Here is a 12,031-nt window from a genome sequence, read left to right as displayed (position 1 = left end):
GCTGGAGATCGCTACCGGCAGGGTCACCGGCGCCTGCAAGCCCCGGCACCGGCACCAGGAGTTCCTGGCCTTCCTCAGGCAGGTCGCCCGCGCCTACCCACAGGGCGAGCTGCACCTGGTGATGGACAACTACGCAACCCACAAGACGGCCGAGGTCCGCGCCTGGTTGGCCAAGAACCCCCGGATCCACGTGCACCACACGCCGACCTCGGCGTCCTGGCTGAACCTGGTCGAGGTCTGGTTCTCCATCATCGAGCGCCAGGCCATCCACCGCGGCTCCTTCGGCTCGGTCAAGGACCTCAACGCCAAGATCCGGGCCTTCATCGACGGCTGGAACGACCGCTGCCACCCCTTCGTCTGGACCAAGACCGCCGACGACATCCTCAAGAAGGCCAACCGTCAAGCAACTTCAAACGCGGGCCACTAGCCAGATCTGGTAAGTGGTGGTATGTCTCCGGTCTGGACAAATGCGCGCCAGCGCATGAGACGCCCCCTAACTAACCACATGACCTGCCTGGTTGACCCTCCCCCAGACAAAGAGAATGTCGGCCCGCTCGACGGAATGGGGACGGTGAACCGGCATTGGATCAGCGACCCCGGCGTGAGGATTCCGACAAGTTAAGGGGCTCTTCAGAGTTGAGTGTGGGGTCGTAGGTCCAGTCCTCCACCGATGAGGAGCATGCGGAGCCGGTAGTTGGCTCGGTTGCGGAAACCGCGGGCGACGCGGCGATGGAGCTCGATGAGGCCGTTCGCCGTTATCTGGAGCCGCTGTGGTCCCGGTGGCGTGGGAGCTGGGGTTGTCTGTCGGCGACATGTCGCTGACGGGGGCTTCACGTGCCAGCGCGTTGTTCGCCGAGGACGCCGGCGAGTCGTGCGCGCAGGGCTCGGTTCTCCTCGCGGAGGGTCGTGATTTCGCTGCGCAGGTTGGCCAGGATCTCGTCGCGGGAGGCCTGCGACATGCGCTGGGCGGCGGGTCGGCGTGGAGCGGAGGTGGCGTGCTGGCGGAGCTTGCTGATGGTGTCGCGTAGCTCGGGGTCGCGGTACAGCAGCGCTCGGGAGACACCGGCGGCCCGGGCGACGGACGTGTAGGTGATGGGGGTGCCGTCGTGGTCGAGCTGGCGGACCGCCTCGCGTGCCCGAGCTCGGGTCTGCTCGGCGCGGCGTCGGGTGGCGGCGGCGAGGTGCTCGCTCACTGTGGTGCCTCCTGGTCCTCGATGGCTTCCAACGCGGTGATCACTTGGTTGAGGTTGTCGGCGACCTGACGGTGGTTGGTGGCCAGGCGGGCGTTGCCGCGCTGCTCGGCAAGGTTGATGAGCTCGAGGGTGTCGTCAAGCTGGCGGCGGTGGATGGGCAGGAAGGTCGGGGTGGTCTGGAAGTCGGGACAGGTCAGGCAGGCGTTGGGGTGCGGGCAGTTCTGTTGGGGAGGGCGGCCGCAGTAGCCGTTGGGCAGGCTGGCCTGGACGCGGGCGAGGTTGTGCTTGATCCACTCCGCCTCGGCACTGGGCCCTTCTGGGTCGAAGGGAAGGTGGTCGCCGTGGATGTCGACGCGGCGTTGCTGGTAGTCGTCGAACGCGGCCCGGACGGTCGCGTCGTGGATGGTGGCGTAGCGCGCGGTCATCTGCGGTGAGGCGTGCCCGAGCATCTTCTGCACCACGTGCTGGGGCACTCCGGCGTTGATCAGCCGGGTGCCGAGGGTATGGCGGAACTGGTGGGCGGTGACGTGCACGGGTTGGCCCGTCTCGTCGTGCAGGTCGATGTCCTGCTGCCATCGGGCGAGTCGCTGGCGCAGGGTGGCGTAGTGGAACGGTCGCGCTCCGTCGGGATTGGCGACCTGGGCGGGAAAGAGGCAGGTCCCGCCGGCGGGCCACCGGTCGTGCACGTGTTCCTGCTGGGCGCGGATCGCCTCGGCGGCTCGCTCGGACAGCGGGACCAGCTGCTCGGTGGCCATCTTGGTGTTGTAGTACTTCAGGCATGGCCAGCCGGTGCTGTCGACGATGATCGGGTTGAACGCCAGGATGCAGGCGTCCCTGACCCGCAGGCCGGTCTCCTGGATCAGCACGACCAGGTGGCAAGTGGTCTCATCGGGCAGCTTGGCGAGGTGGTCGGGGTCCTCGAGCTGGGCCATGATGAACTCGGGGATGAACCGGGGCAGTGGCCGGGGCCGGGGTGGTAGCTCATCGAGGTAGAGCGCGGCCTGGGCCGGCAGGCCGGGCATCCAGGAGTGGCGGTGGCAGGCTTGCAGGAAGGCGCGCAGGACGACCAGGTAGGTGTTCGTGGTGTTGCCCGAAAGCTGCGGTGCGGCGGTCAGGTAGGACAGGTAGTGCTCCAGGACCTCTCGCGTGATGCCGCTGGGGTCGGTGACCTGCGGTTGATGGCGTGTCAGGTAGATGGCGAACCAGCGCAGCGCGCGTTCGTCGATGCTGAGTGACCCGAACGACTTGCCCGCGCCGAGACGGTACCGGCAGGCCCGTTTGATGCTGGCCCGCAGCCAGGGTTGGGGGATGTGGTCGAAGCGGATCGTGGTGATGCCCTTGCCTGAGGGTTGCGCCCCGAGGACGGCGACCCGCCAGGTGTCACGGGCGAACTCGGCCTCGGCGTCCATGTCGTCGGCGAGGTCGTGCAGGTGCCGCCAGGCATAGCCCAGCTGGCCGAACGCGCGGCCGCCGACGTCTTTCAGCCCGTGCTCGTGGGCGAGCATCTTCCACCGGGGCAGCGGGTGGTCGAGTATCGAGGTGACCTGCGCCGCGACGAGCAGGTCGACGAGCCGGTTGATCATCATCGGGATCAGCCGGGTGGTGCGGTCGTCGTGGCGGCGCTGGATAGAGTAGGCGACCTCGGCGCGCAGCCCTGGAGGAAGCCGGCGCAGGTCGAAGGCATCGATGCGGTCCGAGAAGCACTTCACCGGTCCGGTGGTCGCAGCGTAGAGAGCCAGCGCCGGACGTCCCTGCTTGCTCCATCGCCCGTAGTGGGTGTTGCACAACATCTTGGTCCAGGCTCCGCGCCGGCAGCCGGTGACCTGGCAGCGACCACGGGCGAAGACCGGGTTGTCCGGGTCGATCCGGATCAGGTCGCCGGTGAACTCCGGCCGCAGGAGGGTGGTCAGCCGCTCGGCCAGGACGGGCCGGGGAACGGTGACCGGGGCGGTGGTCGTCCTCATCGGAGCGCCTCCGTCTTCGCTGTCCAGACGCCGGCGCGGACGAGCTCGGCGCGTACGTCCTCCACGCCGAGGTGGACGTAGGTCTGTGAGGTCGTCACCACCGAGCGGTGGGTGAGCATCACCGAGACGATCTCGATCGGGACGCCGGCCCGGATCAGTTCGGTGGCCCGGGTGTGGCGCAGCACGTGCGGGGTGAACTCGATCCCGGTGCTGGCCCGCAGCCGCATCGCGAACTTGGCGACCGCGTCGTAGCGCAGCGGGGAGCCGAACGGCTCAGCGAAGAGATTGACGAAGACGTAGTCGCTGTCCAGGTCGCCGTACTCGGTGTGCATGTAGTCGCTGTACAGGCGCACCAGCGGTGCCGAGACCGGGACGGTGGTCACCGTGGTGGTCTTGGCCCGGGCCCCGTTGGCGTTGTCCGAGCGTGGCACGATCCGCAGTTCCTTGCGCCGGGAGACGAAGTCCTCGTGCCGCAGCCCGAGCGCCTGACCGATCCGGATGCCGGTCTCGGCGAGCAGCGCCAGCAGGAACCGGTCGCGGAGGTGGCCACAGGCCCCAAGCAGGACGATCACCTCCTCCACGCTCAGCGTGGCCGGCAGGCGCCTGGGCACCTTCAGCTTCACCGGCCGCGTCGGGATCGGCCTGCCCTTGGTCACGTGATGCAGGAACGGCTTGAACGAGCCGCGCGGCACCCGGCGCCAGGCGACGAGCGACTCAGCCAGGGTGACCCCGTTGCGGGCGTGGAAGTCGTAGAAGCCGAACACCGCTGCCAGGTGCCGGTTCACCGTCGACTCGGCACGTCGGGTCGCGCCAGTGTCCAGGACGATGACGTTCGCGGCCGGAGCGCGCAGCCAGGTGACGAACCGGGAGACGTCCTCCACCCCGGCGTCGGTCCAGCCCAGCCGCGTGAGGCCAGGAACTCCAGCCACAGCGCGAGACTGTGCGCGTAGGCCCGCACCGTGTTCGGGGACCGTTCGATCCCGGCCAGGTGCGCCAGGTACCGCTCGGCCGGATCGATCACGATGAAGTTGTCGTCGACGACCGTCCAGGACTCCCTAGACGTGACCGGCATGAGCACCCGCTGAGCCTTCATCCCGTTCCCTACGTAGCCGTAGGCCCGACCGGGCATGCATCGAGTCACTCCCTGGTCTACTCCGCTCAGGCTGCGATGTGGGGGACGTCAGAGACAGTGTCCAGAGAACGTGTCTCCCACGGCAGGCTCCGGCCTCGTCAGCGACGTCAGCGACGGCGGGATCGGCGCTCCAGATAATGATGGCCTCGGTGCCGCCGTTGCTCGCGCCGGCGGTGTCGAAGTAGCCCAGGAACTCGGTGCGCCACTGCTTCAGCGTTCTACCCAGGCGCGCGACCTCCGGGATCGGGCCCGTGGTGAAGCTGACCAGGACCCGTTCGGCGACTGCCCGGCCCTCGGCGAGGGTGTCCTGGTGGTAGACGGATCGGACGAGCTGGGCGCACTGGTAGGCCAGCTCGACCTCGAGGTGTCGTTCGTCGGCCGCCCACGCCCTGGTCAGGCGCTCACGCTGGCGGTCGGTGAGGTTCTCGGCACCGGCGCGCAGGATGTTGCGGATCCGGTACAGCGGGTCGTCCTTGCGGCCGCGGTGGCCGTGGATGTCCTGCTGCACCCGACGACGGACCTGGTCCACGACGCCGGTGGCGAGCTTGACGACGTGGAAGGCGTCCAGGACTGCGCGGGCGTCCTCGAGCTGGTCGTCGATCGCGTTCTTGTACCCGTGGAACGGGTCCAGCGTCGCGACCTGCACGTTGTCCCGGAACGTCTTGCCACGCTGCCTCAACCATGCTTTATACACCTGCCCGGAGCGGCCCGGAACCAGGTCCAGCAGCCGGGCCCGGGTCCGGCCGTTGCTGTCGCGAGACAGGTCGACCATCCCGGTGAACTCCTTCGGCGGGTCTGCTGCACGGATAGGTGACATCTGATCTGGCTTGCCCGGGAGGGTGGCCTGGAAGGATGTTGCTGTGCCCAAGCCCTACCCGAGCGAGTTCCGTGACGATGTCGTGCGCGTCGCCCGCAACCGCGAACCCGGAGTGACGATCGAGCAGATCGCGAAAGACTTCGGTATTCACCCGATGACGTTGCAGAAGTGGCTCCGCCGCGCCGACATCGACGAGGGCGTCAAGCCCGGCCAGTCGAGGACCGAGGCGGCTGAGATCCGTGAGTTGAAGAAGCGGAACCGGCTCCTCGAGCAGGAGAACGAGGTGCTGCGGCGGGCGGCGGCGTATCTGTCGCAGGCGAACCTGCCGGGAAAAGGTGGTACCCGCTCGTGACGGAGCTCGCCGCTGACGGGGTCCCCGTCGCGGTGACGTGTCGGGTTCTCAAGCTCTCCCGCCAGCCCTATTACCGGTGGCTCGCCGATCCCATCGCGCCCAGCGAGGTGGTGGAGGCATATCGCGCGAACGCGCTCTTCAACGCCCATCGCGATGACCCGGAGTTCGGGCATCGGCTGCTCGCCGACGAAGCCCGCGACGAGGGTGAACCGATGTCGGACCGGACCGCGTGGCGAATCGCCTCCAGCAACGGCTGGTTCAGCGCGTTCGGGAAACCTAAGCGTGGCAAGGGCCGCAAGCCCGGGCCACCCGTCCACGACGACCTCTGCGCCGCCACCGACGAGCACGGCGGGGTGCGCCATGTGTTCGCCGCCGACGCGCCGAACGAACTCTGGCTGGTGGACATCACGGAACACAAGACCGCCGAAGGGAAGCTCTACCTCTGCGCCATCAAGGACGCGTTCTCCGGCCGCATCGTGGGCTACTCGATCGACTCCCGAATGAAGTCCCGGCTGGCCGTTCAGGCACTCGAGAACGCCGTCGCGATGCGCGGTGACGTCGCCGGCTGCATCGTTCACAGCGACAGAGGATCTCAATTTCGAAGCCGGAAATTCCTGCGCGCCCTCAGCCGGCACAGCATGGTCGGGAGCATGGGAAGAGTCGGCTCGAGCGGAGACAACGCGGCCATGGAATCGTTCTTCGCGCTCCTGCAGAAGAACGTCCTCGACCGCCGCTCCTGGACCACCAGAGACCAGCTACGCATCGCGATGGTGACCTGGATCGAGCGGACCTACCACCGCCGTCGACGTCAGGTCCGCCTGGGCCGTTTGACGCCCATCGAGTTCGAGACCACCATGAACACGACCGTCGCACTGGCGGCGTGACTAGGAACTGTCACCTATCCGTGCAGCAGACCCGTCTCCCTGCCGGCGGATGCCTCTCCACCTCGCCGCCGCTCATAGTTGGGTGTATCTTCCAGGCACCCTGGCCCAACGGAGGGCTAGGCCCACAGGGAGGAATGTCATGCTTCGACGGACGAGGTTGGCCGCAGGTTTGAGTGCTGCGGCCCTGACTTTGGTGCTGGCAGCGCCCGCTCAGGCTGCCTACAGCGAGGGGAACATCAACTGCGCTTCGACGCACCAGTAAAACATTGGGGAAATTATGCAGGGGCACCTGACGAAGCGCTTTTTTTATGCCCTCGGTTGTCATTATCGCATGCCTGGCACTTACGGGCTGTGCTGAAGATACCATCCAGGAAAGGACCACCGACACACTCGCGACAACCCCCTCTATTACCGCAGCGGAGGATTCGCAGACGGCGTCCGCGACAGGCCGATCAGCGGAGGACGGCGCGTCTCTTTCAGATAGCGACATACAGGCCGCGATTCAGGCAAACGATCCGTCGCGCCCGCAAAGTTTCCAGGACACCCTCGATCCATACTGGCAGTCGCTGAACCTAGATGGGGACCCTCCTGTGGTTACTCCAGTGAGAACAGTCACACTGCAAGAGGCGAACGGCACGCACTTCGAATGTATGGCTGAGCAGGGATTTCCCTCCGTAACGGATCAGCATGGCCAACAAGCCATCGAGTTCTCGAAGGACCAAGCTGAGTCGATGAAGTTGTCTCAATACATTTGCTATGCCCGCTACCCGCTCGAAGACAGGTATTACGAGCCGTATTCCGTGGATCAACTTCGTATCATTTATGACTGGAATAAGACCGAGGTGACCGAGTGCTTACGCAACCAAGGAGTTGAGGCATCTACACCCCCGAGTTTTGAGGCATTCGCGGAACGCTACGCCTTGACGGGTCGCGAACACTGGACCGCGACTGAAGGCGTAGATTTGATGTCCCTTGAGGAGCTGTGTCCGGAAACACCCCCCGACGACCTTCTCTACGGGAACCTTGAGTGACCAATTCTGACATCGTCGGGTTGGCCCTCGCCCTAATCGCGCCTAGGCGATACCGACCCTACAATTGCATTAAACAAGGAGGGCTGATTCATTCAGGAGTGGCTGTGCCGCGTCACATTCACAGTGCGGAGGCCCTAAGCCGAAAGCGCATCTGGTGAAGGACGCGAGTGCGCGATCGGCCCTTGGGCTGCTGCTGGTGCTGGCATTGATGGCTGCGGCGGCGGGAGCGGCGTGGTGGGCGGCTCGGGTGACGTTGACGTCGGCGGTGCCGGAGGACACGGGCGCGCAGGGGGCGGTGCAGGTGGCGTGGGCGGAGGCGTCGCAGGGGTCGGTGGGACGGTCGTTGCCGTTGTCGACGACGTTGCGGCAGCCGGCGCTGCCGGTCGCGCAGAACACGCTGTCCGGGGTGGTCACCTCGATCGCCCCGGGTGAGGTCGACGAGGGGGACGTCGTGTATGTCGTGGGCGACACCGCGGTGCGGGTCGTGCAGGGCGAGTCACCGTTCTGGCGGGAGCTGGCCAACAACACCAAGGGCGAGGACGTGGCCGCCCTCCAGCAGCTGCTCATCGCTGAGGGCTACCTGGCCGGAGAGGCCGACGGTGACTTCGGCCCGGGGACGGAGAAGGCGGTCAAGGCTGGCAGAAGGCCGAGGGTCGGGAGCAGACCGGGGTCGTGCCGTTGGGGGAGCTGGTTGCGGTGTCGGCGCTGCCGGCGGTGGTGCAGCTGGGTGAGTCGGTAATGGTCGGCAGGTCCGTGACCGGGGGCGAGGACAGCGTGCTGGCGCCCACCGGTCAGCGAGAGTTCGTGCTGGTGGTGACCGCGGACCAGGCCCGGTTGATCCCGGCCGAGGCGACGGTGGAGATCACCTATGAGGACCACACCTGGGATGCGGTGATCGCCTCTACCGCGCAGGACGAGTACGGCTCGACCACGTTCACCCTGTCCGCTCCGGACGGCAGCGAGGTGTGCAGCGAGCAGTGCTCGGTACTGCCGAACGACCCGCAGGTGACCCTACGCTCCCAGGTCGTGATCGTGCCGCGGGTGGAAGGCACCACCGTCCCGGCCGCAGCCGTGCACACCCGCGCCGACGGCTCCGCGTATGTCGTGACCGACTCTGGTGAGATGGACGTCACCGTGGCCGGGTCCGGGCAGGGCATCGTCGTAGTGGAGGGAGTGCAACCGGGCACCCGGGTGCAGGTCACCGGTGACCAAGGCAGCGGCACCGCCCCCCAGCAGCCGGCACCCCAGCAGGAGCAGCAGCCGGCGCCGGGCGATGGCGCGGGCTCCCCGCAGGACGGCTGAGCCGTGCTCGCGGTGCAGGACCTGGGCTTCGCGTACCGGCGAGGGGCAGAGGAACTGTTCAACGGGCTGTCGCACGAGTTCACACCGGGGGCGGTGACGGCGGTGACCGGCCCCTCGGGACGGGGGAAGTCGACGCTGCTCTACGTGCTGGGACTGATGCTGACCCCCTCCCGGGGACGGGTGATCCTGGGCGGCGACGCGGTCTCCTCCGCCCCCGACGCCGTGCGCGCGCGGGTGCGGGCGCACCGGATCGGGTTCGTGTTCCAGGACTCCGCGCTGGACCCGACCCGCACGGTCCTGGACTCGGTCGTCGAGCCGGCCCTGTACGCCGGGTGGGGCCTGGGCCGGGCCCGTGACCGGGGTCGGGACCTGCTGGAGCAGATGGGTGTGGGGGCCCGGGCCGACCACCGCCCCGGGGAGATCTCCGGCGCCAGGCGCAACGGGTCGCGGTCTGCCGGGCACTGGTGACCGACCCGGTCGTGATCCTGGCCGATGAGCCGACGGGCAACCTGGACCGGGACAACGCCGCCGGCGTCCTGGCGGCCCTGTCCGCCGCCGCAGCCGGCGCCGACACCGGCGCGGGTGAGGGGGACGGCATACCGAGAACGGTCCTGATCGCGACGCACGACCCGTTCGTGATCGAGCACGCCGACGAGGTGCTGTCGCTTTGAGGGCCTGGCTGATGCTGCGCGAGGCCCTGGCCACGACGTGGGCCGCCAAGGTCCCGTCGGCGCTGGTGACGTTCCTGGTCGCGACGATGTGCGCGGCCACGCTGGCGACCGTGGGCCGGACCGCGGCCGCCGAGGAGCAGCTGCTGGCCCGGTTGGACTCGGCCGGGTCACGGGTGCTGGTCGTCTCCGACGCCCGCGGGGACGACCTGATCTCCCCCACGATCGTGGACCAGGCCGCCGGGCTGTCGACCACCGAGCGGGCGGTGGGCACGCTCATCCCGATCGACGTCGTCAACGGCGTCGTCGGGCAGGGCGGCACCCGCGTCCCCGCCTGGGGCGTGCACGGCGACCTGGCCGCGGTCGCGACCCTGACCTCCGGCCGGTGGCCCGGCCCGGGCGAGGCCCTCGTCACCGACAAGGCCATGGCCCGGCTCGGGCTCGACGACCCGGTCGGGTGGGTCGCGCAGGCCTCCACCACCGTGGTGGACGACTGGTCCGTCGTCGGGTCGTTCACCCCGCGGGAGCCGTTCACCGACTACGCCTCCGGCGTGCTTTACGTCGCCCCTGAGGACAGGTCGCTGGACTCGGTCCACGTCGTCCTCACCTCCGCGGACGTCGCGCAGACCGCCCAAGGACAGGTGCTGCGGCTGATCGACCCGCCCGCCCCGGACGCGGTGACCGTGACCTCACCAGTGTCACTTGCCCAGCTGCAGGAACAGGTCACCGGCGACCTGGCCACCTTCGGCCGAACCATGCTCCTCGGCGTCCTCGGCGGCGGCGCACTACTCGTCGCGATCGTCACCCTCGCCGACGTACTCGTGCGCCGCAAGGACCTCGGCCGCCGCCGCGCCCTCGGCGCCACCCGCGCCGCGATCGTGACCCTCGTCGTGCTCCGCACCCTCGCACCGGCCCTGCTCGGCACCGCCCTCGGCGTAGCCCTTGGTCTGTGGGCCACCACCCGCCTCGGCGCCGGTGCCATACCCCCGTGGCAGTTCACCACCGGCACCGCCGCCCTCGCCCTCCTGGCCGCCGCCGCCGCCGCGATCCCGCCCGCCCTCTACGCCGCCACCCGCGACCCCGTCCGCGTCCTCCGCACACCTTGACGGCGCTGACACGGCGCCAGCATCCTCGGCCAGAGAATCCGACAAGTTAGTGAGTGGTTGAGGATTCCGACAAGTTAGCGAGACCGACGACGTCTCATCAACATGTCGGTCCGCAGGCCACGCACCTGCTTCCCCGACAGATCGGCCGAGAACCTACAGGCATTGTAGGTTCTCAGCCAAGTTGGCCATTTCTCACTTTGTTGTCAGTCGCGTGTCAGATTTCTCGCCCATCTGTCAGGCGGGCACGATGGCAGTGTGCGCGTGCGCGAGGTCGCCTTGCGGTACTGCAACGGCGCCGGTGACGAGGTCACGACGACGTGGCGGGAGGCGCGCGCCGAGCTGATCGTCGAGGGTCTTCCGGTCCGCATCCCGCCGTCCTACCGGGGACAGGGCAACTACCCGGGGCTGTTCTGGTCGGCAACGAACCAGAGGACCCTGGTCTACGAGAGTCTGCTCGAGCTGGACCGGCTGTGGTTGGCGGACTTCGACCTGACCGTCGTGGCCCTCGCGACCCAACCGTTCCAGATCACCGGCAGCGGCACCGGCCCCCAGCCTTCGCACGTGCCAGATGTCCTCCTGGTCCATGTCGACCGGACGGTCACCTTGGTCGACGTGAAACCGGCAGAGTTCCTGGACAAGTCCGCGGTGCGGGCCCAGTTCGACTGGACACGCGGGTTGTGTCGGGACAAGGGCTGGGGCTACGAGGTCTTCTCCGGCGGAGATCCAGTCGTGCTGCGCAACATCAAGACCCTGGCTGTCGGCCGTCGCCCCGAGCGACTACCCGCCGTCGTCCTCGACCAGGCACGGGCGGTTCTTGCCCCAGGGGACGTCACCCTGAGTGAGGCCGTCGCCCGCAAGCCGTCGATGTGCGACGACGCCTCATGGCGCGTGGCCGTCCTGGGGTGCCTGTGGCGTGGCGAGGCCTGGGCCAACCTGCAACAACCTCTGGGCGCTGAGACGCTGCTGACCTCCCCAGCGGAGGTGCCGGTGTGAGTACCGACAGCCTGGACGTGTCAATCGGTGCCCGACTCTGGTTCCAGGGAAGCGCCTGGACCGTGGTCGAGCACGACGGCGCCACCGTGCTGCTGCGCTCTGGCGACAGTCTCAGGAAGGTCCACGCACCGTCACTCGTCGGCCTCGCGCAGCCACTGGATGACCAGGTCGACGAGGGTCAGTCACAGACGGAACTCGATGCTGTCGTTCTCTCCGCCCTGAGTGCCGCCCAGCGCCGGGCGGTCGAGGCCGAGGCGCAAGTCTTCGACGACCTCGTTCTCGGGATTATCGAGGTCCCGCTTGAGGAGAGGTACCAACGGGCGGGTGAGCAGCTGAGGATCTCTGCGCGTACAGCACGGCGGCGGGCCGCCCGCTACGCGGACCGAGGCCTTGTCGGTCTGGTTGACGCACGCCTGCTCCAGACTTCCCGTCGATCGGTCGCCCAGGAATGGGACCAGGCGTGCCTGCAGGTGCTCGATTCGTTCAAGGATCTCTCCAACCCCACGATGAAGTCGGTGCTGCTCAAGACGAACGCGCTCTACCTTTAGGATCACCCTGGGGCAGCAGTTCCATCCCAGGCAGTGGCCTA

The 12,031-nt window shown here is 67.9% G+C and carries 14 protein-coding genes and 1 pseudogene; 10 read left to right on the top strand and 5 right to left on the bottom strand.

Annotated elements, in window-relative coordinates:
* A partial coding sequence (locus BJF81_RS14640; protein ID WP_143780884.1) for an IS630 family transposase occupies nucleotides 1–427 on the top strand: 427 nt, incomplete at its 5' end.
* Between the two features lie 403 nt (nucleotides 428–830).
* Here the strand turns inward: BJF81_RS14640 and BJF81_RS14630 are convergent.
* The 5 genes and pseudogenes from BJF81_RS14630 to BJF81_RS14615 form a co-directional block, all read right to left on the bottom strand.
* Nucleotides 831–1,193, bottom strand: coding sequence for a DUF6262 family protein (locus BJF81_RS14630; protein ID WP_075958939.1), 363 nt, complete (start codon nucleotides 1,191–1,193; stop codon nucleotides 831–833).
* Complete coding sequence (locus tag BJF81_RS14625; protein ID WP_075958938.1) at nucleotides 1,190–3,157, bottom strand: tyrosine-type recombinase/integrase; 1,968 nt, start codon at nucleotides 3,155–3,157, stop codon at nucleotides 1,190–1,192. The genes BJF81_RS14630 and BJF81_RS14625 overlap by 4 nt, the downstream gene beginning before the upstream one ends.
* Nucleotides 3,154–4,038, bottom strand: a complete 885-nt coding sequence (locus tag BJF81_RS14620; RefSeq protein WP_446740565.1) for a tyrosine-type recombinase/integrase — start codon at nucleotides 4,036–4,038, stop codon at nucleotides 3,154–3,156. Before BJF81_RS14620 ends, BJF81_RS14625 begins: the two co-directional genes overlap by 4 nt.
* Nucleotides 3,939–4,229 carry a site-specific integrase gene (locus tag BJF81_RS21670; protein ID WP_446740567.1) on the bottom strand — a complete coding sequence of 97 codons (291 nt, stop codon included), beginning with the start codon at nucleotides 4,227–4,229 and terminating at the stop codon, nucleotides 3,939–3,941. Before BJF81_RS21670 ends, BJF81_RS14620 begins: the two co-directional genes overlap by 100 nt.
* Nucleotides 4,230–4,428: 199 nt before the next feature.
* Nucleotides 4,429–5,079, bottom strand: a pseudogene (locus BJF81_RS14615) (ISL3 family transposase); the annotation flags it as partial.
* Between the two features lie 70 nt (nucleotides 5,080–5,149).
* Here BJF81_RS14615 and BJF81_RS14605 point away from each other — a divergent pair.
* From BJF81_RS14605 to BJF81_RS19970, 9 genes are all read left to right on the top strand, one after another.
* Nucleotides 5,150–6,342 (top strand): IS3 family transposase gene (locus BJF81_RS14605; protein ID WP_143780883.1). Its coding sequence is split into 2 segments (ribosomal slippage): nucleotides 5,150–5,434 and nucleotides 5,437–6,342, totalling 1,191 coding nucleotides; the frame shifts between segments, so codons are not numbered across the junction.
* A 308-nt stretch (nucleotides 6,343–6,650) separates the two neighbouring features.
* A complete protein-coding gene (locus BJF81_RS17745) occupies nucleotides 6,651–7,373 on the top strand; it encodes a hypothetical protein (protein ID WP_143780882.1) in 723 nt (240 codons plus the stop codon).
* 247 nt (nucleotides 7,374–7,620) lie between these two features.
* Entirely contained in the window at nucleotides 7,621–8,112 is a 492-nt protein-coding gene (locus BJF81_RS14600) for a peptidoglycan-binding domain-containing protein (RefSeq protein ID WP_143780881.1), read from the top strand.
* Nucleotides 8,070–8,675, top strand: coding sequence for a hypothetical protein (locus tag BJF81_RS14595; RefSeq protein ID WP_075958934.1), 606 nt, complete (start codon nucleotides 8,070–8,072; stop codon nucleotides 8,673–8,675). The genes BJF81_RS14600 and BJF81_RS14595 overlap by 43 nt, the downstream gene beginning before the upstream one ends.
* Before the next feature lie 3 nt (nucleotides 8,676–8,678).
* Nucleotides 8,679–9,143, top strand: a complete 465-nt coding sequence (locus BJF81_RS14590) for an ATP-binding cassette domain-containing protein (RefSeq protein ID WP_342447160.1) — start codon at nucleotides 8,679–8,681, stop codon at nucleotides 9,141–9,143.
* Complete coding sequence (locus BJF81_RS21210) at nucleotides 9,140–9,346, top strand: hypothetical protein (protein ID WP_342447159.1); 207 nt, start codon at nucleotides 9,140–9,142, stop codon at nucleotides 9,344–9,346. The genes BJF81_RS14590 and BJF81_RS21210 overlap by 4 nt, the downstream gene beginning before the upstream one ends.
* A complete protein-coding gene (locus BJF81_RS14585; protein WP_143780879.1) occupies nucleotides 9,343–10,449 on the top strand; it encodes an ABC transporter permease in 1,107 nt (368 codons plus the stop codon). The genes BJF81_RS21210 and BJF81_RS14585 overlap by 4 nt, the downstream gene beginning before the upstream one ends.
* A gap of 255 nt (nucleotides 10,450–10,704) precedes the next feature.
* Nucleotides 10,705–11,442 carry a TnsA-like heteromeric transposase endonuclease subunit gene (locus BJF81_RS14580; RefSeq protein WP_075812019.1) on the top strand — a complete coding sequence of 246 codons (738 nt, stop codon included), beginning with the start codon at nucleotides 10,705–10,707 and terminating at the stop codon, nucleotides 11,440–11,442.
* Nucleotides 11,439–11,990, top strand: coding sequence for a hypothetical protein (locus tag BJF81_RS19970; protein WP_237770260.1), 552 nt, complete (start codon nucleotides 11,439–11,441; stop codon nucleotides 11,988–11,990). Before BJF81_RS14580 ends, BJF81_RS19970 begins: the two co-directional genes overlap by 4 nt.
* The last annotated feature ends 41 nt before the right edge of the window (nucleotides 11,991–12,031 follow it).

Origin of the sequence: Ornithinimicrobium sp. CNJ-824 (assembly GCF_001942405.1) — a bacterium.
In the GTDB taxonomy this organism is placed as follows: Bacteria; Actinomycetota; Actinomycetes; order Actinomycetales; family Dermatophilaceae; genus Ornithinicoccus; species Ornithinicoccus kibberensis.
This window is presented reverse-complemented; position numbering and strand designations above follow the sequence as displayed.

Excerpts from the sequence above, each read along its gene's own strand:
- BJF81_RS14625 (WP_075958938.1), bottom strand. The coding sequence starts at position 3,157 with ATGAGGACGACCACCGCCCCGGTCACCGTTCCCCGGCCCGTCCTGGCC.
- BJF81_RS21670 (WP_446740567.1), bottom strand. The coding sequence starts at position 4,229 with ATGCCGGTCACGTCTAGGGAGTCCTGGACGGTCGTCGACGACAACTTC.
- BJF81_RS17745 (WP_143780882.1), top strand. The coding sequence starts at position 6,651 with ATGCCCTCGGTTGTCATTATCGCATGCCTGGCACTTACGGGCTGTGCT.